24 protein-coding genes, 1 pseudogene and 1 riboswitch are annotated in these 26181 nt (G+C 27.4%); of the genes and pseudogenes, 3 read left to right on the plus strand and 22 right to left on the minus strand.

Features of this window, described 5'->3' with window-relative positions:
- Positions 1 to 96 precede the first annotated feature (96 nt).
- The 12 genes and pseudogenes from C0982_RS00085 to abc-f form a co-directional block, all read right to left on the minus strand.
- Entirely contained in the window at positions 97 to 2805 is a 2709-nt protein-coding gene (locus tag C0982_RS00085) for a YfhO family protein (protein ID WP_101772213.1), read from the minus strand.
- Between the two features lie 282 nt (positions 2806 to 3087).
- Positions 3088 to 4464, minus strand: coding sequence for an ATP-binding protein (locus C0982_RS00090; protein ID WP_101772214.1), 1377 nt, complete (start codon positions 4462 to 4464; stop codon positions 3088 to 3090).
- Positions 4461 to 5171, minus strand: a pseudogene (locus C0982_RS00100) (LytR/AlgR family response regulator transcription factor). The gene C0982_RS00090 and the pseudogene C0982_RS00100 overlap by 4 nt, the downstream one beginning before the upstream one ends.
- A 125-nt stretch (positions 5172 to 5296) precedes the next feature.
- The gene (locus C0982_RS00105; RefSeq protein WP_101772217.1) at positions 5297 to 5755 is read right to left on the minus strand and encodes an O-acetyl-ADP-ribose deacetylase; all 459 of its coding nucleotides are present in this window, start codon (positions 5753 to 5755) and stop codon (positions 5297 to 5299) included.
- Positions 5756 to 5885: 130 nt separating this feature from the next.
- Positions 5886 to 6692 carry a 2-amino-4-hydroxy-6-hydroxymethyldihydropteridine diphosphokinase gene (gene folK / locus C0982_RS00110; RefSeq protein WP_101772218.1) on the minus strand — a complete coding sequence of 269 codons (807 nt, stop codon included), beginning with the start codon at positions 6690 to 6692 and terminating at the stop codon, positions 5886 to 5888.
- On the minus strand, positions 6680 to 7498 hold the full coding sequence (folP, locus tag C0982_RS00115; RefSeq protein WP_101772219.1) for a dihydropteroate synthase: 819 nt from the start codon (positions 7496 to 7498) through the stop codon (positions 6680 to 6682). Before folP ends, folK begins: the two co-directional genes overlap by 13 nt.
- Positions 7495 to 7968: an HD domain-containing protein gene (locus tag C0982_RS00120; RefSeq protein ID WP_101772220.1), complete on the minus strand. Its 474-nt coding sequence runs from the start codon at positions 7966 to 7968 to the stop codon at positions 7495 to 7497. Before C0982_RS00120 ends, folP begins: the two co-directional genes overlap by 4 nt.
- Positions 7968 to 8522, minus strand: coding sequence for a GTP cyclohydrolase I FolE (gene folE, locus C0982_RS00125; protein WP_101772221.1), 555 nt, complete (start codon positions 8520 to 8522; stop codon positions 7968 to 7970). The genes C0982_RS00120 and folE overlap by 1 nt, the downstream gene beginning before the upstream one ends.
- 148 nt (positions 8523 to 8670) lie before the next feature.
- Positions 8671 to 8768, minus strand: a riboswitch (THF riboswitch).
- Positions 8769 to 8863: 95 nt separating this feature from the next.
- A complete protein-coding gene (locus C0982_RS00130) occupies positions 8864 to 9649 on the minus strand; it encodes an N-acetylmuramoyl-L-alanine amidase (protein ID WP_101772222.1) in 786 nt (261 codons plus the stop codon).
- A 248-nt stretch (positions 9650 to 9897) separates the two neighbouring features.
- Positions 9898 to 10359 carry a DUF3021 domain-containing protein gene (locus C0982_RS00135; protein WP_101772223.1) on the minus strand — a complete coding sequence of 154 codons (462 nt, stop codon included), beginning with the start codon at positions 10357 to 10359 and terminating at the stop codon, positions 9898 to 9900.
- An 18-nt stretch (positions 10360 to 10377) separates the two neighbouring features.
- A complete protein-coding gene (locus C0982_RS00140) occupies positions 10378 to 10809 on the minus strand; it encodes a LytTR family DNA-binding domain-containing protein (RefSeq protein ID WP_101772224.1) in 432 nt (143 codons plus the stop codon).
- Positions 10810 to 10932: 123 nt separating this feature from the next.
- Positions 10933 to 12618, minus strand: a complete 1686-nt coding sequence (abc-f, locus tag C0982_RS00145; RefSeq protein WP_306456938.1) for a ribosomal protection-like ABC-F family protein — start codon at positions 12616 to 12618, stop codon at positions 10933 to 10935.
- Positions 12619 to 13265: 647 nt separating this feature from the next.
- On the opposite strand from abc-f, the gene C0982_RS00150 reads away from it, so the two are divergent.
- Complete coding sequence (locus tag C0982_RS00150) at positions 13266 to 14675, plus strand: cell wall-binding repeat-containing protein (protein ID WP_101772226.1); 1410 nt, start codon at positions 13266 to 13268, stop codon at positions 14673 to 14675.
- 133 nt (positions 14676 to 14808) lie between these two features.
- Here C0982_RS00150 and C0982_RS00155 read toward each other — a convergent pair whose 3' ends face one another.
- Positions 14809 to 15405: a GrpB family protein gene (locus C0982_RS00155; RefSeq protein ID WP_101772227.1), complete on the minus strand. Its 597-nt coding sequence runs from the start codon at positions 15403 to 15405 to the stop codon at positions 14809 to 14811.
- 523 nt (positions 15406 to 15928) lie between these two features.
- Between C0982_RS00155 and C0982_RS00160 the strand changes: the two genes are divergently transcribed.
- On the plus strand, positions 15929 to 17095 hold the full coding sequence (locus tag C0982_RS00160; protein ID WP_101772228.1) for a cell wall-binding repeat-containing protein: 1167 nt from the start codon (positions 15929 to 15931) through the stop codon (positions 17093 to 17095).
- Between the two features lie 207 nt (positions 17096 to 17302).
- Here C0982_RS00160 and C0982_RS00165 read toward each other — a convergent pair whose 3' ends face one another.
- On the minus strand, positions 17303 to 17659 hold the full coding sequence (locus C0982_RS00165; protein ID WP_101772229.1) for a hypothetical protein: 357 nt from the start codon (positions 17657 to 17659) through the stop codon (positions 17303 to 17305).
- Positions 17660 to 17941: 282 nt separating this feature from the next.
- Here C0982_RS00165 and C0982_RS00170 point away from each other — a divergent pair, with 282 nt between their 5' ends.
- Complete coding sequence (locus C0982_RS00170; RefSeq protein ID WP_101772230.1) at positions 17942 to 19276, plus strand: metallophosphoesterase; 1335 nt, start codon at positions 17942 to 17944, stop codon at positions 19274 to 19276.
- 42 nt (positions 19277 to 19318) lie between these two features.
- On the opposite strand, the gene C0982_RS00175 is transcribed toward C0982_RS00170, so the two are convergent.
- From C0982_RS00175 to C0982_RS00210, 8 genes are all read right to left on the minus strand, one after another.
- The gene (locus C0982_RS00175) at positions 19319 to 19855 is read right to left on the minus strand and encodes a GNAT family N-acetyltransferase (protein WP_101772231.1); all 537 of its coding nucleotides are present in this window, start codon (positions 19853 to 19855) and stop codon (positions 19319 to 19321) included.
- Between the two features lie 94 nt (positions 19856 to 19949).
- On the minus strand, positions 19950 to 20468 hold the full coding sequence (locus C0982_RS00180; RefSeq protein ID WP_101772232.1) for a DUF2812 domain-containing protein: 519 nt from the start codon (positions 20466 to 20468) through the stop codon (positions 19950 to 19952).
- Positions 20469 to 20479: 11 nt separating this feature from the next.
- On the minus strand, positions 20480 to 20785 hold the full coding sequence (locus C0982_RS00185; RefSeq protein ID WP_101772233.1) for a PadR family transcriptional regulator: 306 nt from the start codon (positions 20783 to 20785) through the stop codon (positions 20480 to 20482).
- Between the two features lie 327 nt (positions 20786 to 21112).
- On the minus strand, positions 21113 to 22246 hold the full coding sequence (locus C0982_RS00190; RefSeq protein ID WP_101772234.1) for an acyl-CoA dehydrogenase family protein: 1134 nt from the start codon (positions 22244 to 22246) through the stop codon (positions 21113 to 21115).
- Positions 22247 to 22713: 467 nt separating this feature from the next.
- Positions 22714 to 23490 (minus strand): DUF169 domain-containing protein, encoded by a 777-nt coding sequence (locus tag C0982_RS00195; RefSeq protein ID WP_101772235.1) that lies wholly within the window; start codon positions 23488 to 23490, stop codon positions 22714 to 22716.
- The gene (locus C0982_RS00200) at positions 23490 to 24320 is read right to left on the minus strand and encodes a MetQ/NlpA family ABC transporter substrate-binding protein (protein WP_101772236.1); all 831 of its coding nucleotides are present in this window, start codon (positions 24318 to 24320) and stop codon (positions 23490 to 23492) included. Before C0982_RS00200 ends, C0982_RS00195 begins: the two co-directional genes overlap by 1 nt.
- A gap of 14 nt (positions 24321 to 24334) precedes the next feature.
- Positions 24335 to 25000, minus strand: a complete 666-nt coding sequence (locus C0982_RS00205; RefSeq protein WP_101772237.1) for a methionine ABC transporter permease — start codon at positions 24998 to 25000, stop codon at positions 24335 to 24337.
- Entirely contained in the window at positions 24994 to 25974 is a 981-nt protein-coding gene (locus C0982_RS00210; protein ID WP_101772238.1) for a methionine ABC transporter ATP-binding protein, read from the minus strand. The genes C0982_RS00205 and C0982_RS00210 overlap by 7 nt, the downstream gene beginning before the upstream one ends.
- Positions 25975 to 26181: the final 207 nt, after the last annotated feature.

Genomic DNA, 26181 nt, shown 5'->3' on the forward strand with positions numbered 1-26181 from the left:
TTTTAAATTCATTATATATTTTGAAATAACTTAGATATGAGTTTAAATTTTATTTAATATACACTATAATTAAATCTATTTTCTTTATAACTAAATCTATTTTCTTTTCTTTTTTATTATATATTTATATGCAAAATACATTATTAAAATAATACTGGAAATAGCCGATACCAATATACCTATTTTCTGATAAGGTCTTTCATATTTAAATTCTATATTATGATTACCAGGTTTTACATTTATTGCCATAAATCCTATATTGGCTTTTTTTATACTTGTTTCCTTTCCATCTACTCTTGCACTCCAACCTATATCATAAGGAATAGAAATAAATAATAATTTTTCCTTAGGTAAACTTATCTCTCCTTCAAAACTATCCTTTTTTATTTTCATATTTTCCAAATAATTAGCAGATAATTTTTGTGAACTTTCTTTTACTATGTCCACATTTCTAAGTTCAAACTTAATATCTTCCGTATCTAGTTGACCGCCAGTTGGAGTTATTAGTCTTATATTATGAGATCCCTTTTCAAAGTTGCCGATATTTATTAATACATCTTTCTCTCCTACATGCCATCTAGAAGTTTTTGGAGTAAATACTGTGCTGAATTTCTTACCATCTACATCTATTACTATCGACGTTACATTTTTTATGGTATCTTGTCCAGGTAATTTTAAATATAATTCTCCACTTCTAGGTAAACTCAATGAAAAATTAATATTTATGGGTTTTTCACTCTTTATTATTCCAGTTTGACTACTCTTAAAATTCAATTCTTCTCCACTGGTAATAAAATCCTCACTTGTATTTTTTAAAATACCTTCTGCATCATTTTCTAATATACAGCTTTTTATCATAATTTCTTGCTTATCCAAACTGCTTCTAGATTCTATATCCTTGTAATTTACATAGCTATCGTAAGTAAATCCAAATGGTATGAAGTACTTATTTTCATACACTCTTTTATTATAAGTCTTCTCAAAACCATAAGGTATCTTTGTATTACCCACATAATATTTCACAGATAATATAGAATCTATCAAAGTTCTGCTATCAAATCCATTTGAATTTGTTATTGGAGCAGCTTTTGAATTTTTCATTTCTAAATTAAAATTAGAAAAATTTTTATTTTCTATGCTGTAGTAAACAGATGTACTTGGATAATTGTATATATCTGAAAAGTTCATAGATTTAGAGTTAAAATTATCCACTCTATCAAATGTATTCTTTGTCTGCTTTGATAAACTTATCAAAGTTTTATCCTCTGTCATTTTCTCCAGTGCAGAGTTTTTCACAATAACTTTACTTATTATAGCTTTAGTAGCGTAAGTGCCTCCACTAAAACATAATGAAATCATCACTATAGCTATAATCCATTTTTTATTGTTTTTCCTCTTATACCAAATAGCATATATTAAAGCGAAGTAAGTAACTAATTTCAAACAATCCAGCGCAAACAAAGCATAAGAAGCAGATATAGGAATTGGCTTTTTCCCAATAATACTAACAGAATAAATTACATAAAATATCATGTACACAGAAGCAATTAATAACAATAACTTTCTCTTTTTACCATTAGTATTAACCATCGTTTCAAACTGCTCCACAAATATGTACGTCACTAGTAGCGTGACTGCAAAGTTCCATCTATAATTTGCATATGCAAATCCAGTAAGAGCACTCTGAACATGAGGAAATAAAATAGCTACACATGATAATATACAGAGTACTTTTAGCTGAATTTTTTCCTTATTTATAAATAGCGATACTATTGCAAATAAAACTATGATTGATACTCCATTAGTCACAGCATCACCCGCAGTGGGATTTTTAAAAAAATCAAATATATATCTAAATAATATATGTGTCCTTGTCAATAATGGTGTTTCATAGCTCACACTAGAGTTTCTCAAGCTATTTAAAAATCCATATAGCATCGGCAAAGTTACAAATGATGATAGTAATACGGCAAATAAATAACTAGAAATCCCTATAAAAATTGTTTGGATACTTTTTTTAACACCACTTTTATTAAATTTTAATACGACAATAGTTATTGCATAAATCATGACTTCAACTGCAATTATATATGCAAAATAAAAATTTATAATTATTGTCAAAAAACTGAAAAATATAAATGAAAATATCTTCCTCTCATTTATCAATTTATTTACACTTACAATCATCAAAGGAAGCAGTATCATACTATAATTAAAATATGGGTGTGTGACCCCACTAGAAATTGCAAAATTAGAAAATATGTAGATTATAGATGCAAGAGAAATAATATATATATTTCTGTCTTTTTTAAAATAATAGCATAAATACATAAATGATAAACCTGATGCATATAACCTTGTAAAAATTCTTAGTGAATATAATAATTTTGTATCTACATTACTAAATGGAAGAAATAATAAGTTCATTGGATCGAATAATCCATAATAGTAGTAGGTAAACAGGCTATCTTGTCCGAGCCCTAAATTAAAATTAAATTTATTTATATCTGAGCCTAAACTTTTAAGAAATACGTTTAATGTTTTAAATAAATAAAACTGACTTGGGTAGTGTTGAGATAAAGCATCCCCTTTATACACAAGGCTATATCCATTAACATGTAAAATTGTACATATTATTAAAGAGATAACAGCAAAAAATATAGAATAAAGAGCTATATTTTTTATATTCTCATATTTTTTTATGTTTTTTATATCATTAAAATTTAGCGTTCTTTTTTTAGTTTTTTTATAATATATTTTATTTTCTAAGCTTTCTTTTTTCAATATTCTTGTATTATGAGTCATAGTTCTTCCTTTCTTAAGTTTTTTATACGTTACTTTAATAAAATGCTACCATATTGTTTATATATAAAATTTAAATTTAGCTATGTGGACACTAAATTGTGACAAGTGGTTCCTATTAAAATATATGTATTAAATATAAGTAATGTAGTTACTTATATTTAATACACAAAAAAGGTGCTTGTCTCTATAATCTAAAGACTAGCACCTTTCTTATATGCCCTCAATAAGACCGACTTGAAATGCTCTTTAATCGACCTATATTGTATATTAAGTTGTTATTTCCTATTGCAATGGTATTATTATTTTTAATTCAAACTCGCTCTCACCATGATTTATTTTTATATCACCTTTGTATTTTTTGGTAGAGGATTTTATACTTTTTATACCCAAACCATGTAAAAATTTATTTGCTTTGTCTGTGATATAATGATTATTTTTTAGATTAATTTGATTTTCCTTACTGTTTTTACAGCTTATAATATAATAGGATTTCACCTTATAAGCTTTTAATAGAATATATTTTTCTATATCTACGTCTTTAATCTTTTCACATGCTTCTATGGCATTTTCTAGCATATTAGTAAATATATTAGAAATGTCGACTTGTTTCATGAACCCAATTTCTGAAGAATCTACCACTTTCTTAAAATTTATATCCTTTTCTCTACATGTTTTTGTTTTTTCATTTATTATAATATCAACAATTGCATTTCCGCTGCTTTCAACCATCTTAGACCCTTTAAATTCGCTTTTTAAATTCTCTACATATTTTTTTGATTCTTTATTATCAACTAAATTTTCTATATTAGTGATGTGATTATTTATGTCATGATATAATTTTTTTATTTCATTTTGTGAATTTTTAAGCTCATTATAATAATTTTCTTGTAATTTTAGTTTATTATTTAGTAATTCTTCTTTCATACTTTTTCTTTCATTTCTTATCATCACAATTGATATTAACACTATACATATACTATTAACAATTAGAAATTTAGGTATTATTACATTGTTAATTATAAAAATATCTGAAAATAACTTATCATTCTTCTCCATCATATAAGCCATTTTATTTATTGCAAGAATAATTCCATTCAAAGAAAACAAATATATCAGATACACATACACCTTTTTTCTTTTTAAAATTTTATTTATAATTTTTATCAGGACTAAAATCATTATAAATATTAGAAAAGCTAAAAGTACAGAGTATAACTCTATCTTTGTATTTTCTGCTTTACTAATGCTATAATAATATTTTGATGAAAAAGAATATCCTGTTATTAAGAAGAAAATAAAACGATATATTACCATGTTTTTTATTAAATTGTAATATATATTTATAAATACAAAAATACCTGCCAAACTAAAATATCCAATGTCGTATACGTATCTATATATGAATATAATGAATATAAATAAAACTATATCAATACATATATTACTATGCTTAGAATAGAAAATAGCCATTCCACCTAGATTAAATATATTAAACCAGTGTAGTAGTAAATACATTGCTAACATTATAATTGATTGTATTATTATAAACTTAATAATACTTATGTTATATTTTTTCTTAGATTTGATTATTTTATTAAACATTAAAAAAAATAAAATTACAGATAAAATAAGTGATATTTCATATATAATATTTATCATAAAATTCCCCCTATGTAATCATAAAATTTTTCTCTTATCTGTTTATATTTACTCCTACTTACAGGAACTCTATCTTGATTATCCAAAATTATAAATTTGTTTTCAATTTTATTTATATACTCCATATTCACTAAATAGCATCTATGACACATTAAAAACATATTTTAATCTAACTCACTTTTTATAGAGGTAAGACTTTTTCTAACCTCTACTTTTCCATTTTTAGTGTGTATATTAAGCCATTTATTGAAAATTTCTATATAAAAGATCTCTTTAGGATATATTTTAATTACCTTATTGTTATTTTTTAAAATCAAATAATTATTTTTATTCTTTAATATTTCCTCAATGCATGGAATAAAATTTTTCTTTAAAGTTTCAAATGTTACTGGCTTAATTAAATATCTAAAAGCTCTCACTTCATACCCTTCTTGAATAAAGTCATTTATTGATGTAATAAAAATGATCTCAATATTACTATTTTTTTCTCTTATTTTTCTTGCTACACTCATTCCATCTAAATCATCCATTATTATATCTAAAAACAATATATCTATATCATCATAGTTAGATTTTAGAAAATTTTCTCCAGAATCAAAAATCAAAATTTCACATTCAATATTTTTTTCTTCTAAAATAAATAGTATATGTTTTTTTATCTTATCTTGCATTAGTTTTTCATCTTCGCATATTGCTATTTTTATCAAATTTCATACTCTCCTTTGTTATTTTATTATATAGCTATATTTTATCATACCATTTTATATAACTAAAAAAAAAGTACTGAATAGACATATATTACTGTCTTAATTCAGTACTTTCATTTATTTTGTTATCCAAATAAAACTAGCTTGACTTCCATTGAATTTTTTTTCAAAAAATTTTGTATCTCTGATACAGCTACTTGTTTGCCTGCTTCTTTTGGGTATCCATATACTCCTGAAGATATTAAAGGAAATGCTATGCTTTTTATATCGTATTTTTTAGCTAATTCCAGTGAGTTTTTATAGCAGCTTCTCAATAAGCTTTCTTCATTTCTATTACCACCGTGCCATATTGGGCCCACAGTGTGTATTACATACTTTGCTGGCAAATTATATCCTCTTGTAATTTTTGCTTTTCCAGTTTCACAACCTCCAAGCAACTTACATTCTTCAAGAAGTTCTCTTCCGGCAGCTCTGTGTATTGCTCCATCCACACCTCCACCACCAAGTAAAGATGTATTGGCAGCATTTACTATTGCATCAACTTCAATTTTCGTTATATCATTGTAAATAATTTCAAAAGACATCTTAATAATCGCCTCCTCAACATATATACAATTACTTATCCACAAAATAGTATTTTGCATAACTTTTTAATATAATTTTATCCACATTTTAATAAAACAAATACACTTTTCAACATCTAGGTATGCATTTCTATTTTATTTTTTTCAACAGTTCACTTACACTTTCTTTCTTAATAGGATGAATTAAATATGGTTCAATTTCATATAAAGGCTCTAACACAAAATCCCTTAAATGCATTTCTGGGTGAGGAATTTTTAAATCATCTTCAAATATTATTTCATTTCCATGCATTAATATATCCACATCAAGAGTTCTTTCTCCCCAATGTCTTGTTTTTTCTCTTTTTGCTTTTTTTTCAATTGACTTACAAAATCTTAGTAATTCATATGGAGTGTATAATGTTCTTACTTTTATAGCCCCATTTAAAAAATTTGGTTGATCTTCAACTCCATAAGGAGCAGTTTCTATATAACTAGATTTTGAAATTTCGCTTATATATTCATCAGCATTTATTTCTTTTGATACTAAATCTAAATTTTCTGTTTTATCTCCTAAATTTGATCCAATAGCAAGATAGCAAGTTATCCATTTTCTAGTAACTGTCAAAGAAACATCATCAAATTTAGTAGCGATTGGCGCATGTGGTTTATGAACTGTTACCGTAAGTTCCTCTATTAAAGGATACGTCTTTAATAGATATTTAGATAAATTGTTTACTAAAGCCTCCAGTAGATCAAATGCGTTGTTTTTACAAAACTCAACAATTTTTAAAGAAACATCTCCATAGTTAACAGTGTTGTTTATATCATCACCACTAATTGATGTATCTAGCCCAATTACGCAATCAATACTAAACATCTGCCCTAATTTCTTTTCACTATCTAATACCCCGTGATATCCGTAAAATTCAATCCCTTTTATATTTATGGTATCCACTTTTTCTCCTCCATAATGCATTTTGTCATTTTAATTGCATCCCAATTTTCATCTATATCGTGAACTCTAATAAATGAAGCTCCCTTCATTACTCCAACAACTGTTGTCGCGACAGTTCCAATTGTTCTTTGATCTACTGTTTTGTCAGTACTAGTACCTATTACCCTTTTTTTAGAAGTTGCTACTAATACTGGAAACCCAAGATTACAAAGCTCGTCAGTCCTGTTCATTACACTTAGATTCTGCTCATAGCTCTTAGCAAATCCTACTCCACCATCTATCATAATATTTTCGTCTTTTATACCTGCGGCTCTAGCTAGATTAATACTTTCATTTATATCACTGATAAATTCTTCCCAGAAATTTGTATAATTACTATCGTTTCTATTGTGCATTATACAACAAGGAAGCCCTATCTTTGCAATAGCAGAAGCCATTTTGGGATCATACTTTAGACCCCATATATCATTTACCAGGTCAATTTTATCTTTAACTGCTAGTACAACATTACTTTTATATGTATCAAGAGATAAAGGTATATCAAAATTCGATTTTAATTTTTCAAGAACCGGCATAACTCTATTTATTTCCTCATCATCTGAAATTTGAATATGCCCCGGTCTAGTAGACTCTCCTCCAATATCAATAATACTTGCACCATCTTTAATCATTTTTTCAGCTCTAAATAAAGCTTGATCCAAAGTATCGTACTTTCCTCCATCTGAAAATGAATCAGGTGTAATATTTAGTATTCCCATTATATATACATTATTTTTAGTATCAAACTTTTTATTTCCTATTATCAAAGTACTACCCCCATGTTCTTTTTCTCGTCACTCCACTTACATTCTTTTATTGCATCACACATAAAACAATTTCTACTTTGCTTATCTGCATACTTTAATATTCTACTTAGTTCAGTTGTTGTTTCTGTATTGTGTTCCTTAATAGCTGTAGATATATAATCAATTGTTTCTCGATCAAATCCCACATCTTCAAGTATTTTTTTTGCAATTTTTACACTTTCTATTGCATGGGCACTGCCAGACTTATATTGTATTGCTCTTCCCAAATCATGAAGTAAGGCTGTAGAATAAATTATCTCTTTATCTATATCAATTTTCTCATTTAAAACTGTTAAATACATTATTCTAGCTACACTTAAAAGGTGCTCTAAATCATGACCACAGAAAATTCTTTTTTTCTCTAGTTTTTTAATTTCGGACATGGCTTCTAAAAAATCTGGATGAGCAATTATTGCATTTACTCTTTCCATTAAATCACCATATCCTGGATACTCTTTTGTAGCGCCATATTATCTTTAATACAGCCTCTTGTAGCTACAGTTATAGTCTTACTTCCTACTTTTTTTACACCCCTCATACTCATACATGTATGTTCCGCCTCTATAATAACCATTGCACCCAATGCATCTAACTCTTCCATAAGGCTATCCGCTATTTGAGTTGTCATTTGTTCTTGTAGTTGTAATCTTTTTGCATATACATCTACCAATCTTCCTAACTTGCTAAGACCTACTACTTTTCCATTTGGGATATATGCAATATGGGCCTTACCAAAAAAAGGCATCAAATGATGTTCACATGTTGAGAAAAATGTTATATCTTTTTCTACTACAACATCAGTATTTTCAGATTCAAAGACTCTACTCAAGTGAACTTTTGCATCATCATTGTAGCCATTTGTAATCTCTGCATACATCTTTGCTACACGCTTTGGTGTTTCAATCAAACCGCTTCTATTTGGATCTTCTCCAATAGCTTCCAACAACATTTTTACAGCTTCTTCAGCTTTTTTTATATCAACCATAATTACCTCCAACTCACATAAATGCATCTGTATTTTTATTTTATAATTTTTTCTATTAAAAAAGGATAGACTGCGTCTATCCCACTAATATTCACGAAACATAAATATTCATATATAAGAATATGTATTCATGACCATGTTTTTTAATAACAATGGGACACGAAACCTACACCGCAGATCAAAATCCTTCGTTCTATTGATAGTTCCCATACAAAAGACACTTAACGCGTAGATTTCAGTTTTAAAATACTTTAAATTCAATTATATCATTCTAGCATATATATACCCAATTTTCAATAATATGCACAATCTATAATAATCTTTTAATATAAGTAACAAATTTAATTATTAAAATATTTATCCACTCCGTTTGCAATTCCACTAGATATTAATTTCTGATAATCTTTACTATTCATCAACCTATCTTCTTCTGGATTTGATAAAAAACCCATTTCAACAATAGTGACTGGTATTTCACACCAATTTATTCCACTCATTTCATTTGTCAAAATAATCCCCTTATCCATTGAATCCGTTGATTTAGTCATTTCCTCTATTACATCTACAGACAAAAGCTTACTTTTTTCTATATTTTCTTTACTCATATATGGATTATCATCACTAGGCCCCATAGTAAGAGCACCCGTAACGTTGGAATCTGAAATTGAATTTGCATGTATTCTCAAAAATATTGAATCTTTGTTTTTACCATAACTATTTGCAATAATCGCTCTTTCTCTATTACTTTTAGGAAAATTATTATTTTCTCTAATCATTTTGACATCGTATCCCCTTTTTATTAATTCATCTCTTAGCTTAAGTGATACATCTAGAGTCAATTGATATTCTGGTATATTAGTAGATACGCCTGTAGCTCCTGATGCGAGTTTTGGTTTTTTCTTATCAGAATTAGGTCCAATTGGCTCTAATTCATTAATTGGTGCTTCCTGATGTCCTGCATCAATTACCACAATTCTGTTATTATTTTTATTACTGCGTTTGACATCACTTGAATCTACTTCAATTCTTTTATTATCATCGTCATTATTTTTGTCTTTACTGGAACATCCTACTAAAGAACACATGATTAATGATAATGATAAAATTGCTATTAATATTCTCTTCATATATTAACCTTTCTCTATATTCTTTACATTAGTATTTTTAGTATAGCTTATATTAACTATAAGTATTATATTTATTTGTATAATTATATTCTAACACTAAGTGCTCTTTCTTGCTTTAGTATTTAGATTTTTACATTAAAATGCAACACATATAAATACTAAATTTTGATTTAAAAATACCTAAAATTTTATTAATAAAATAGAGTTATTCCACCTTCTCTTTTATGGAACAACTCTTTTTAAATTTATTATTTAATTTTTCTTTTTTTTAACATTTCATTTACTTCTTCGACTTCTTTTCTAAGCATAATACTAGATATCATCCATATTACAATGTAAATTACTATATATATTGCTGTAAAAAGTAAAATAGATATTAATTCTAGAGGAAACCAACCACATAAGATAGCTATTGGTAAAAAACATACATATGCTGTCAGAAAATGTACTACTGTCATTTTTAATATACTCCAATCAGTATTTGTGAAAATCAATCCTCCTATTGAAAATATCAATCCAATAACTGACCATAAAGCTATTGACACTAAAATTGAATTTATTTGATTAGAATGCATCGCCATAAATCTCGGTGGTGCAGGATAGTAATTTCCATCTCCTACTAATACTGAAAACAAGATAGATATCATAAATCCTATAAAAATACCCGTAACAATCCCATTATAAACTCTATTTAATAATGTTTTTTTCATAATAATCTGCTCCTTAAATTAAAATAGTTTTTCTTTTACTTTTTTTAGATATCGTCTTGATGAGTTCGTAGTACTACCATCTTTAAAGTTAATAGTAATCAATCCTTCCTTTGTGACTTCAAATCTATTCACATAGTTTAAATTTATTATTTCAGTATTAGATATTCTTACAAATTCATCCGACAAGATTTCCTCTAATTCATACAATCTACTTGAAATTAATAATTCTTCGTCTTTAGTTCTTCCATATACTTTTTTTTGAAATGAAAAAAAACTTATAAATTCTTCAGTACTTTTCTTATAATTTATACTTTCCTTCTTAGCATTAAGTATTGTATTTTTGTTTTTAATTAATGAAACTATTTCTTTTATTTCATCCGTTTCTTCTCTAGTTCTCAGGATCAAGATTTTCGGTTTTAAATTATTATCAATATCCAATTTTATTTTCATATATTTTCCCCCTATCTGTATTTACATCATAACATTTTTTTAAAAAAAATAAATGCAAATTCGATACTCGGATATTATGTAATGATAAGTGGTTTTTATATGGGTTTTATACGGTTTTTTTGATCATTTATTTAGTAACTCTCTAAGAGATTTTAGCTCTTTAAGTATATTTTGATAATCATCTTCTAACTCATCTTTATTGTCTTTTTTTGTGAGAGTTGACAATATTCCTATCGTATTGGAAAGTTTGTTCTCTAATATAAGAATTTGTTTTTCTATATCATCTTTATTGCTGTTTTTAGACTTGTTATTACTATTTTTTCCCTTTGATAAAGCAAAATCTTCATAAGTGCCACTATATGTTTTTAGTTTTTTATTTTCTATACTAATAATGGTGTCTGCAATTGAGTTTATAAACCGTCTATCATGTGATACAAATAAGAAGGCTGCATTATAATTTTTTAATGCATTTTCAATTGCTTCTATAGATAGAATATCTAAATAATTGGTAGGTTCATCTAAAATTAAAAAATTAAAGTCTCCTACTAATATTTTTGCAATTGATACTTTTACTTTTTCTCCAGAGCTAAGCTTACTTGCTTTTTTATACACATAATCTCCTTTAAATCTCAAATCTGCTAATAAAGTTCGGACAAAAGTTTCCCCGTAAATACTATCTTTCGTTACATTTTCTAATATAGACAGATCTTCATCTAACAATTTTAAATCCTGGCTAAAATATCCTATTTTTAGTGAATTAGATATATCAATATCTTTATTTTTTTCAAGTATCATATTTATCAAAGTCGTCTTTCCACTTCCATTTTTACCTACTAAAGCCACTTTTGATCCGTTATTTATACTAAATTCTGCATTCTCAAATAGACTTTTGTATCCTATTTTTTTATTTATACTTTTTCCTTCAATCAATATTTTGCTGTAAACTCTATTTCTAGTAGAAATATCGAACTTAACAGCATCTATTTTGCGTGGAGCCTTTACTTTATATAATTTATCTATTCTCGTATTTACACTCTTTTTCGCACTATCTAGAGAAAATTTTGCTTTTTGATTTCCCATTTTATGAAGTCTTGCTTCTGAATTACCCATTCTTTTTGGTGTATTTTTAGTAGAATTTGATTTTTTATCCAACTCTCTAGATGCTTTTTCTAGTCTTTTCTTCTTTCTCTGATACTCATTATATTCAAATTTTTCTTTTTCGAGTTCCATATTTTTTTGATTCAAGTAATCACTATAATTTCCTTTGTACATTTTCACTTTAGATTCATCTATTTCTAATATTTTATTACATACTTTATCCAAAAATTCACGATCATGTGACACTATCATTATCACGCCTTTATGTTTAGAAAATACACCTTCTACAAGTTCAATTCCTTCTATATCCAAGTTGCTAGTAGGTTCATCTGCAAGAATTATTCTTCCATTGTCTTCAAAGGAAGCCGCTATTTTAAATCTTGTTTTTTCTCCACCACTCATGCTTTCACTCCAAATACTGCCTATTCCATATCTAGATGCGTATTCATTACTTATCTTATTTTTTTCTGGTGTTCCACTCTGTGATATTAAATTATATTTTCCATATAATTTTACTCTACCTTCATCTGGAGTAACTATCCCACTTAGGATATTTAATAAGGTTGTTTTTCCTGCTCCGTTAATTCCAACAATACCTATTCTATCTCCTTGATAAAGTGATAAATTTTCTAAATCGATAATAAGTTTATCTTCATAATATTTTTTTATATTTCTAATTTCTACAAGTAAAATAAAAAACCCCTCCTTAATATATTGGAGAGGATAGCGTCAATATAATTGATTCATAATGATGCATATAAAAAATAAGCATAATCTCACACAAAGAAATTGTATTTTAAATCGAAAACACAATATGAATCATTAAATTTTATTAAGACAAACTATAAGTATTATAAAAACACTATCCACTCTAATTTAATTATTGCATCACAAATAAAACTTTTTAAAATTTTATTCGCATTTTATACAATGACTTTTGAGTGAATTATATTCTCATATCTACAAATACCTTGCCCTTTCTTTAGAATTATTACAAGGACATTATATTCCTTAATTCTTTCTATGTCAATATAGTATATATTTTTACAGATATCTTTTTTTTATAATTTTTTTATTTGTTTTTTGAGTTATAATTACATTTTTTTTTATTTTTGTTTTTTAAAATCTATTTATTACAATTTTTCACATACTTTTCAAGCTATCAAATGGTTATAAATTACAACTTTTTAATTTTTCTCAATTATAATTTACATTGCGATTACAGGTGATTACATTACGATTACATCTATATCTTATTTATAATATATCGTGTTATAATCTAAACAAATAAGCTTTAAAAGATAATATGTATTATTCTTTAATAAACTTATTAACAACTTAAAAAGGATGTGATTATTTTGAATTTATCAAAAAAATGTTTTACCCTAGGAATGACTTTTTCTATTGCAATATCATCATTTGGATTACTATCATATGCAGATGATATAAGTAGTGAGATTTCTACAAATCAAAATGAAGTTGTTTCTAAAAGTGAGTTACAAATTGAAAGAGTTGGAGGTATTGATAGATATGATACTTCTGTCAATGTTGCCAAAAAATATTTTTCAGAAACTAGAAAAAAAGGTAGGTATTTAGTAGTAGCAAATGGTAGAAATGCTGTTGATTCATTATCTGGTGGATCTCTTGCAAGCGAATTTGACGTTCCTCTTCTTTTAATTCCAAAAGATGACACTTCAAATGAATCAATCAAAAACTTTTTTGAAAAATACTATTCTCCTTACAACACATATATTGTAGGAGGAGAAAACACAATTTCTAAAAATATGGAAGAATATTTATCTCATAGAAGTATTGGCTCTGTAATACGTTTAGGGGGAAGTGATCGATTTGAAACAGCTGGAAAAGTAATAGGTCAAATATCAAATAATAGGGAACTAGCAGCAATAGGAGACAGATCTGCTACATATAATAGCGATAAATTTTCTGATGCGCTTTCTTCAATACCATTTATGAGTGCTTATAATAAAAATACATATCTACCTCTTTATCCATACAGAGAAGGGTATCCTTCTATCGCCATTGCATTCGGAGGAGAAAACTCTATTCCTTCTACTGAAAATGTAGAAAAAAGAATCGCTGGATCAGATAGATATGAAACTGCAGTTGAAATTGCAAAAAGCTATAAAACAATGTTGAACAAAGACATTGATACAGTTGTAATTACAAATGCCGATAGTTATGCTGATGCACTTTCTGCATCGCCACTTGCATCGCGAAAAAATGCTGCGATATTGCTTACAAAAAGTGACAAATTAAGCAATACTACTAAAGAATATATAAAATCAAATAGCAGTATAAAAAATATAATAATAGTTGGTGGTGAAGGATCCATTTCTAAAAATGTAGAAAATGAACTAAAATATATAAGAGAAGGTGACAAACCTACTATATCTGATAACAAATTATATATTAAAACTAACAAAGATAATGAAAAAGTATTAATTGAAGAATCTCAATATTCTAAGTTGCTATCAGAAAATATTAAAGATATATACGATAAAATCGAATCAAAGGAATACGTCGCTCTTAGTCCTGCTCAAAATGTAAGCTTATTAACATCATTTGAAATAACACTTAACAACAGAGTAATAAAGCTTGAAGATATAACTAGTGAAACTTTAAAAGATTCTGTTCACATGTATGTTTACGAATCCGGGATTTATAAAGGTCATTTTAAAATTAATTTAGAGGATCAGCTAATAAAAAACCTAGTAAAAAACTTCAAGTCAGTTATCAATAATAAATAAATTTTAAAAAAAGGATAGCTCCTGCTACCCTTTTTTTATTTTCTAATGTTTTTCATCTTATTTGTCATATCTCTAATTACTATTTTAAATTATCATAATTTCTATCATTATGTTATTTAAATACATTTTAATATTAAATATATTTTCTGTTATATCTATTCTTATATTGTTTTTTCGCCTTTTCAGTAACTTTTTTTATAAACTCACTTTTTTCGTCAGTGTATTTATCTCTATCATATTTATATTTTTTACAAAGCCCTAATTTCAAATTCTGATATTCTATGGCAACTTCTTTATTTTCACTTAAATAGTCTCGAAAATATAGTTCATCATTATCTCCAAAATATCTTAAATGAAGGTGAAATACTTTATCTGCAAATCCATTTAGTGTGTACCCCTTGTTTAGAGATATTCTATAACTACTCTTACTCATGCAAATATATCCTATTTCTTCTAGTTCTTTTGAATTTTTTTCTAGTGAAAAACTATGAGGAAATTCAATCATGATATCTATAATTGGCTTTGCCCAAATTTCTTTTACACTCGTACTTCCAATATGTTCAATAATTATTTTCTCTGTATTTAAAAGCCTTTCTATATTGTTTTTTTCTTCTTTGTACCAATATTTCCATTCGCCTTTGCTAGGCGATAGTTCTATAGGAAATAGTCGCCACAACTCTTCTAATGAAAGATTTTTTAAGCTACTGTCTGAATATCCTGATTTATCCATTTTAATCCTCCGCCGACATCGTATTTATTATAAATATAATATTAGAAAGCATAGTTTCAATTTAGTATGGTTATATTATACATTAAATATTTTTATAATTATATTAACAATGTTGCTATTTCCATTTCTAGATATATTATATTTTCAGTTCTAGATATGCTATATTTCCATTTCTAGATATACTATATTCAAAGTTTTTTAATTTTATTATTGACAAATTCAATATTCCATGTAACATGTATGTTTTTCAGTTAATTAAAATTTCAATTTATCTAGAAATAACAAGATATTATTTGTTTTATTTTTAAATTATTTTTTTCTTGTATACTAGTATTTTCAACGTTCTTATTATAATTTTTCTTTTACGATTTGTAACATAATAGACATTTTAAATTCTAAAATAATAATTGATTATTTTTTTGAATTACCCCTTTAATTAACCGAAATTATATGCTATGCTTGAGATAGAAAGTTTTATAAAATTCAGAATTTTATAAAATAATAAACAAGGAGGGTGATTATTATGAACAAATTTTTATTAACTTTTTTAGCAGGAATATTTGTCTTACCTACTACTTTTATAGCTCAGACAGATGCTTTAGATAACACGTCTAAGCCATTGGTAGTAGTCTCAAAAGAGAAGACAGTAGATATGCTATCGGCGACCCCTCTTGTAAATAAGTTGAATGGAGATCTTTTATTCTTCGATAAAAACGAAAGCCAAGAACAAAGTGATAAAATCAAAAAATATGAAAAAATTATTCTAATCGGAGGTCAAGATTCTCTGAAAGATAGCTCTTTTGCTCTTGATGATTCTCAAACAAAAGAAAGAATTTCAGGAAGTGACAGATATGAAACATCTCTATCTGTTCTTAAGTACCATGAAAAACTTGATTCTGTGAAAAAAGTCAATTTAATATCAGGAAAATCTTATGCAGATGCTAGTATTGTAGCTTCAAAAGACATACCTGTTGTTTTAATAGACGAATCTAAAAACAATGAAATTAATATGAAAGTTAAGTCTGAACTTGATAGGCTTTCTACTTACAATTTAGTAATTGGTGGCGTAGATATTGTCAATGATGCACAAAAAGACTTTTTTAAAGCTGATAGACTATCTGGAAAAGACAGATATGAAACTAGCACTTTATTTTCTGGTGAAAACGAAAATGGATACATTGAATCTAGTGATATTTCATTTATAAATAATATTTCTGATGCACACAAAGCATTCTCAGAAGGAAAAGGATTTTTAATTAAAAAATATGAATTAAGAGACGGAGATTTAGTATTTGATGGTCTTCAATATGCACAGATGCCAGAAGATAACAAAATTCTATTATCTGGTAGCGAAACTTCCAATAGACTTTATAAAAATCTAAATTCATTGATAGATGCCATTAAATCTGGAAGATGCCAAAAAACTCATAATATATATGATATGAATTTACCTTTTAGTATATCATTTGATGATTTTACAATGAAGTTAGCCTTCCCTTCAAATTATAAAGATACTTATTTATATTTTTCTCTTTATGAAGGAAGTGAACATTTAGGCTATTTTAAGATAGATTTTGATGAAAAAATGGATAAGAACGAATACAATGACAGCAAACTAGCAAAATCTATATATGACGACATAAAAAATATTACTGAGAATAAATTTATAGATAGATATTTTGTGAAATAATATTTATCATAAAAAAATAATTTTTATTTAGAATTTTATATCTTTTTAAAAATATTTATGTTATACTTGTGTCTGGATAATACTAGCCCACGAATCAGTCGACCTTTTTGGTCGGCTTTTTCATTTTACAAAAAAGAGATAGCAAGAATATCTCTTAAGCCATCTCTTATAATTTAATTTCGATTGTAAAATTGCTATCATTTTAATTTAATATCCTACAGGTTCTGCAAAATATAAAAAGCCTTTTTTTGATACTAACCACCCAAATGGTTCTGACATATCTCTCCATATAATTTTTTTATCTCTGAAAAATTCGTATATAGCGTTACTTTTAAAGTAATAAAATGTACCATTCTCTTTTTTTGCTTGACTTATATATGATTTATTGTGAAATTCATCAACTTCTATTTCAGATGCATTCAAGGGCAATGTGTGTCCATTTAGCAGGGTAACCGCCTTTGTTCTCATCGCCATTTGAGGTGTAATATGGAATACTATAAATACCCCCGCCAGCAATGTCGCTACTATTATAAATGCTTTTAAATCTTTATTTGATTTTTTCACAATCACACCTCCTACATATTACCTATTTATTATATAATAGTTTTAAATTTCAATACTATATTTCTAATATACCCTCATATTTACTATAAAAATTACATATATTATGCTTCTTTAAATAAAATTATACATCTATGTACCCTTCTTATCAATACATAATTATTCCCTATTTACAATGCATATAAGTATAATAGTATTCAAAAAAGTATTTTTTTTATAAAGTGTGATATAATAAACAAATAAACTAATATTATATTGTTTATCTACAAATATTAAGGAGGAAATATGAAAAAAAAATTGTTTATTATTTCGTTGCTATCTATCTCTGTAGTAAGCCTTTTTGTATTAAATAAGGCAGTTAATCAAGATGCAATAACAGTATACTACACTACAGATTTACATAGTCACTTTACTAATAATTTAAAAGAATTCACAAAATCAATCAACCATGAAAAATCACTATTGCTAGATGCCGGAGACATTACAGATATTCAAACAGAAGATGATGCCGAGTGGTCAAGTGGATATAAAGAATATGGTCCTACAGAAGAACGCATCGGAAGCATCGTTGAAAAAATTGCTGAACCAGAGTCTGGAACTGCACCTGTCATAAAAGATATGCAAAATGCTGGATATGATGCAGCAATAATAGGCAACCATGAATTTATGCAATCTAGCGACAAGACTTTTATCTCTCAGTTTATTGAACAAAAAGATAAAAATAGCTTTCCTTTTCTATCTGCAAATACATATTACAATAAAAAATATATTAAAAAATCAAGTGATGAAAGAGTCACAAAACCATATATAATAAAAAATCTAAAGACAAAGTTTGGAACTGTAAAAGTAGGTGTAATTGGAGTTACGACTAATACTATCTTTGACAGAGATGAATTAGTTAATGGAAAATTGATAAAAAATGATGAAGTTTTACTTCAAAATGGTGACCTTTGGAAGGGCAAAATGTACATGACTGATATGGTGGAAGAAAGCATTAAAGTATCAAAAGAATTAAAAGAAAAAGAAAATCCTGATGTTATAGTTCTAGTCGCTCACTCTGGAGAAAAACCAAAAAAACCTAAACATAGTGGGAACCGTCTACAAGAATTAGCTGCAAAAGTTCCTAATATTGACTTAATAATAGGAGGTCATACTCATGAATTTATAGATAATCATGAATATAAAGGTCCTAATGGAAAAAAAGTTGTTGTAACGCAATCTGGATGTCATGCAAAAGGAATTGGGGAATCCAAAATCAAAATCTCAAAAGATAATGATAAATTTGTAGTTAAATCTGTAAATGCAAAAAATATAAAATTTGAAATTGACGAAAATGATATAGAGGATAGCAACTTTGCTGAATCAGAAAAGGGATTTGAATTAATGGAAAAAAATGCCTTTAATGAGAAAAAGTATAATGAGTTAAAAAAAGAAAATCCAAATGTCAAAATAAGGTTCACCATAATTTCAAAGAAAAAAATAACTCTCCCTAATAATATTGGAAACTATCAAATTGATAGTGTTCATAAAGACGAAAAAGACGATATTTATATATATTATTTATTTTCTGAGGATTATAAAGTATACAAATATCTAATAGATAAATACATTGAATACTAATAAAAAAATAGTGTAAATACATAACTGTATTTACACTATTTTTTATATCCAATCATCTCGTAGTAGGCAACTTACATGCTCTGTCCTAGTTTCATCAACTGCTTCACAATAAACATCTTTTTTTGTATACATATATTTAAAGCCACACTTATCTTTTACTCTTTTTGATTTCTCATTTCCATCAAAATATCCACACCATAGTTTTTTCAATTGAAGGACTTCAAATCCATATTCAATCAATTTTTTAGTTGCTTCAGGAACTAGACCCCTACCCCAGAAAGGAACTCCAATCCAATACCCTACCTCGCCTTCATCTTCAGGTAAATCTTCTAAATTGCTCTCTTTACCTATCATCAATCCCACGCTTCCAACAACAGATCCATCCTCTTTTAACTCAAGAGCTAATGTGTAAGGATTGCTCAATACATTTTTTATGATTTCTAAGCTATTCTCTTCACTAGCGTGTACAGGCCATCCCGCTATTGGACCAACTCTAGGATCACTAGCATATTTATATAAATCTTTAGCATCTGTTTCTTTCCATGGACGCAATATTAAACGTTCTGTTTCTAATATCATATTTTATCTCCTTATAAATCTTCTATAAAGTTCTTGAATATATAAATTATATATTCTAAATTGTTTTTATTATACTTTATTCCAATATTGAAGTCTACTCATGTAGTACTCTTTGAGATTTTAATTTTTTAATAATAAGTAAAATTCTTATTGAAGCATATCCTAATATAACAAGAGCAAACAAAGGTAATAATAGAAATAAAAATTTTCCCACTCTGAGATTAAAAAATATATTAAAAATATTAATAATATTAGCTATAAAAATTATACTTAACATCATAAATATTCTTTTTAATTGTTTTATTTTAGAATCTACATCAGAAAGTAATTCAAATTTACCCAACTTATTATTTTTTCTAAAGTACATCCAATTAAAGCACTTACCTATATACTCTGCTCCCGTCCCCTCAATAAAATCTATATATTCATCCTGTTTCTGATTTTCAAATGCTAAGCGAACCGTGTATCTATCATTATCTTGTTCTTTTCTAAAAGTGTATTTAAAAAACGAATATGAATCTAGTGTCCAACCGTCGCTTGCCATTTCATTTAACCACTCTTCTTCTTTCTCATATTGCCAAACCCAAAATATTTTTTTTATTGTTTTTTTCATATTATTATCTCCTATACATTATATTTTTCTCCATTAGCTACAAGCTCTTTTAGCCTAGATAACTCTCTTTCTAATACTAGATTTCCTATTTCTGTAATTACATACTCTTTTTTTCTTTTATTTTTTTCTTCATTCACAAGCTCTATCCATCTTTTTTCTAGCATAGAGCTAATTGCTCCATAAAGTGTTCCTGCTGCTAAAACAACTCTCCCCTCTGTGATTGTCTCTACATTCTGCATAATTCCATATCCATGAAGAGGTTGTTTGAGTGATAAAAGTATATAATATACAGCTTCTGTCAGTGCTATATTTTCCATTTTTCATTTCTCCTATTCTACTATTAAATAAATTTTACTATCGTCTCAAGTTATATCGTTATGCGTTATATTTGATTTTAGTATATCAGCTTGCGATATATATGTCAACGATATAGTCTATTAAATTATAAAATTGGATTAAAATGCTACTTTAATTAGCTTTTTTAATAAGTTATCTTCTTACTATATAATAAAAATATAATGTAATAAAAATAAAAAGAAGAGATGAAATTAAGTTCACCCCTTCTTTTATTTATAAGATTTTATTTATATTTTTTATGTTCTATTATTTTTTTCAGTTATTTCATACTTATAATTTTTTATGTTTTAAGGTATTTGCAATCCTGTCACTGCTTTCCCTAACCATACTATCAATACATCAACACTTGGTGCCATTATTTGACCAGCATATGCATCTCTTAATAATCGTTCAATGCTTCCTGCTCCGTTATAAGCCTTTCCTCCACCAACTCTCATTGCAATTCTTGCACATTCAATTGATGCTTCTGATGCAAAGATTCTAGCTGATAATATCTTGGCCAATGCATCTTCTTCACCATTTGCTCCAGATCTTGCAGCTTCTTGCGTCATGTATTTGGCTGCCATTGCTTTGCTGTATATCTGCGCATTATGAATTTGAACTGTTTCAATATCTCTTAATGCTTGACCATCTGGATATACTCTATTTATTGAATGGTTAATTGATTCTTCTGAAAGTTTTAATAAAACTCCAGTATAAACTGATGCAAGGCCAGTAATAAAAAATGGAGCTACTACATTAAATACTTGTTCCATTCCTGAACCGCTTGGTCCAATTTGATATGAACTATCTATTTCTGTATTTTCAAAAACCATAGGAGCAGATACATTCCCTCTCATTCCTAGCCCATTCCAAGCTGACATCCTAAAATGAACTCCATTAGAATCTGCAGGTATTATTAAATTATTAATAGATCCTTCTACTCCTGTTTCATCTGGAGCTAAAACTAAGTAATAAGCTGCTTGTTCTGCAGATGTAACCATACTCTTAATCCCATTTAACTTTATTTTACCACCACTGTATTCTGCCAATATTTCTGGCTTATAAAAATGAGTTCCTGTCCCAAATTCGCTGTATGCTAGTGCCATGAAAACTTTGTTTTCTATTATATTTTTACATATTTCTTCTTTTAAATCTTCACTACCATATGTAAGCACTGTCATCAATGCAACATTATGCATCATATAGCAAAGACCTGCTGTAGCTGACTCTTTTGCAAACTCTCTACAAATTACTGAATGTTCTTCCAATCCTTTTCCCATTCCGCCTAATTCTTTTGGAATCATCAACTTGAAATAGCCTTCTTCCCCCATTTGTTTAAATGATTCTACTGGGAATCTCACCTCTTCATCTGTTGCTTTTGCAAAAGGTCTGATATGATCTTGTGCAAATTGCTCTGCTTTTTTCTGAATTTGTTCCATAATAATCTCCTCCTGTAGTGGCTATAAATTTTGTTAATAAATAACAATATTTGCATTCTATTTTTACATAGAACATTTGTAGTATTCCACTAAAATCATATATCTAAACGATAAATAGAAAATAGAAATATTTATGAGAATCTGTATAGTTTTTGGTTATAATAATAAGTTTTTTTATTTATTCTTTTCTTTATTATTTTTTCTCTTTTATTCATTATTTTTTTGACAGTAATTATTTGAAAATATAAATATACAATATTTTTTATTATTAGCTTCCTAGGCAATTTACTTTAGAAAAAATTTCTTACAAATATAAGATATCTACATTATTCAACTGTTTATATCCTTTAAACTATATTTTTTAAAATTAAATAGCCGCAATCGGTTATAAACTGAATGCGGCTATTTAAATTATTATTTATTTTTTAATAAAAATTATCGATTACTATATTTTATATAAAGTAAATTTAAACTTTTTTGTAGTAGTTGTCATCAAATAGTATAAAGCTAGAATCCAGCCCATGTTCTTCTAATTTTTCTTTTATATATCTTTTATTTTCATCGCTTTCCATAGGATTTATCGTGTTATAGACTCCTTCTACTAGCTTAGAAAATTTATCTCTATAAACTCCTACGCACATATTCTCATTTTTCCAACCTGCTCTGTGCCTTGTTCCAATACATAGCATTGAAATATTTATATCTTTTGTTGATAGAACTCTAGCTGTTGATTCGTAACAAATTGCTTGATTTCCTACTAATTGAATATTTTTCGCTATTCCAAAGTTATAAGTATACCCTTGAATTAATCTCATTGAATTATAAGGCGATGTAAAAAACAAAATTACATCAGGAATTTCATTGTACTTTTCTATTGGAGCAACATACACTCCTACTGCATTATCATTTTCATAATACATTAATTCAGATCTCACTGATTCACTAATACTAGAATCTTTGTAAATACCTAGGTTACACCATAACTCTCCCTTTTTATTATACTTATCTTCAGGATCTATTCCTAGTACTCTAGGTGCACTTTTGCATTTAAAATCTTCTAATTTTGCTTTGATACTATTTCCTTTTGTCGCAGCCTTGACCATCCCACAATAATTCATTGTTTTTTTTAGACTTATTGCTTCAATTTTTTTATATTCTTCTTCACTTTCAATCAAATGTATACCTACTATACTTCCTTCAAAGTCTAATATAGAGTATATTTTTTTCACTAATTCTTTATACATTACTCTTTTACCTGATCATCACTTTTATAAAATTCAAAAACACCTGGATATTTTTTGTCTACCTTTTCCTTTACTGATTCTTCTTTAAATAACTTTGCAAAATCAGTTGTCCACTTAGACTCAGCATTTTCTTTTTTTACTATTACTCCCATTGGGAAATTAATCATATCTTTATCTCTTGCTAAATAGCTAGCTGGATCTTTACCTGCATTAGACATATGTGTAAAGAATATACAAGCACCTGCCATATCTTTTAATGCAGTAACTGTTTGTGCTTGTTCCATTTCAATTATTTTAAGATTCTTTTTATTTTCTACAATATCTGCAACTGTTGGAGATTCAATTTTATCATTAAGCTTTATTAATCCAGAATCCTGTAGTATTCTAAGAGCAATCCCCATGTTCATTGGATCATTCATTATCGCTATTTCAGAACCATTAGGAATATCATCTACTGATTTATATTTTTCAGAATACAGACCTATTCCCGTATAGTATCCATACGGTGTTGCCATATCCAAGTCTGCTCCTTTACTTTCATTAAAACTTTCTACAAATTTTTTGTGTTGACCTAATGCTATATCTACTTCACCGCTATTACAAGCTTCTAATACTACTGGATTTGAGTCAAACATTACAAATTCTGTAGTATAACCTAGTTTTTCATATTCTGGTTTAATAGCTTCATATGTAACTTGAGATATTGCAGTCCCTCCAACTTTAATTTCCTTTTTGTCGCTAGATGACCCTGTCCCGCTATTGCACCCTGTAAGTGCTGTTGCAACTAGTAAAGTTGCAGTAAATCCTGTAAAAATTTTCTTTAAACTCATAATTATTCTCCTCATTATTTCAATTTTTTGTATATTATTTTACTCATTTTTTCAATGAATAAGACGAACACTATTAATATAGCAACAATAAAGTACATTATTGCATAATCAAAAGATTGATATCCATATGTTAGTGCAATTGCACCTAGCCCACCAGCTCCAACTGCACCTGCTAAAGCAGTCATATTCAACATATTTATTAACATTATAGTAAAATTTGAAACCAAGTTCGGCAATGCATCTACCAAAACTACTTTTGTAATTATTTGTGTTTTTGATGCTCCAAAAGATATCGCCGCTTTTATTATGTCTTTATCTACCGTTTTAAATGAACTCTCTGTCATTCTCGTAGCAAAAGGTGTACACGCAATTGTAATTGAAAAAATAGCAGCATTAGCTCCTATCGTAGTTCCAATTATTAACCTAGTAAGAGGTGCAATTGCAACAATTAAAATCAGTGTTGGAAAAGCACGTATTAAATCCGTTATTTTGTCTAATACTCCATGTATCAAACGATTTGGGCTCAATCCATCTTTTTCAGTCACAACTAACACCGTCCCAAAAAATAACCCCAGCAATATAGATAATATAGCTGAAATTACAACAATTTTTATAGTTACAAATATAGCTGGCAATATTAAACTATACATAAAGTCAAATAATCTCGTATTATCTAACATGACTCACCCCCATAAGATATTATTTCATAAATTAATTTATATTTATCAAAAAATTCTAATATTGTATTATAGTCTTCCTTATCAATATTTATGGTGTAGCTAAATACCTTTCCTGATACAGTATCAATAAAAGACGAATCTATTATAGAGTATTTATTTTTCACAATTTCACCTATTTCGTAAACTATATAACTATTTTCCTTGGAGTTGACTCCTGAAAATGAAATAGTAATTCCATCAGTAGGCACTTCAACATCTTTTTTCCCTAGCAAAGATTTTAGCTCCTCAGACTTATTTATAAACATTTTATCAACGTTTTCAGTTTGAACAATTTTGCCATCTTTAATTATACTTACCCTATCACACAGTGCTTGAATAATAGACATCTCGTGTGTAACAATCAATATTGTTATCCCTAAATTTTCCCTCAATTCTTTTAATAATTTCAGTATGGACTCTGTATTACTCGGATCCAATGCAGAAGTACATTCATCACACATTAATATGGTTGGATTTTGGGTCAAAGCTCTTGCAATTGCCACTCTTTGTTTTTGCCCTCCACTCAACATACTCGGTTTGTCCATTAACCTCTCCTTTAGTCCTACCACATCCGCTAGTTCTTCTACTCTTCTTTCAATAATGCCTTTATCTATTTTCCAGCATTCCATAGGAAGTGCTATATTTTTGTAAACGCTTTTTCTATCTATCAGCGAAAATCCTTGGAATATCATTCCTATACCTTTTCTAATATCTCTTAATTCGTTAAAAGTAAGATCTTTAACTTCGATTCCATTTATTTTAATACTACCTTCTTCAAAACTTTCTATTCTATTAATACAATTTAGCAAAGTCGATTTTCCAGATCCGCTCTCTCCAATTAATCCATATATTTCACCTTGTTTTATACTTATGTTAATATCGTCTAGTACGCACTTATCACCATAGTATTTTTTCAAGTTCTTTATTTCTATCATGATCTACCTCTTTTACATCTATTTTAATTTTAAATTATTTCGTATATAATACTTTTTAGATTATATCATATTTATTTAACTATAAATATGATTGCAATATCTATAGCTTTTTTCAATTATTAATACCTTATGAATAGAGTTTTTTTATAGTTTAGTTATTTTATTTATATCTTTATAAAAAAAATAATTGATATTAATTATATCAAT

Origin of the sequence: Peptostreptococcus faecalis (assembly GCF_900240845.1) — a bacterium.
GTDB lineage: Bacteria > Bacillota > Clostridia > Peptostreptococcales > Peptostreptococcaceae > Peptostreptococcus > Peptostreptococcus faecalis.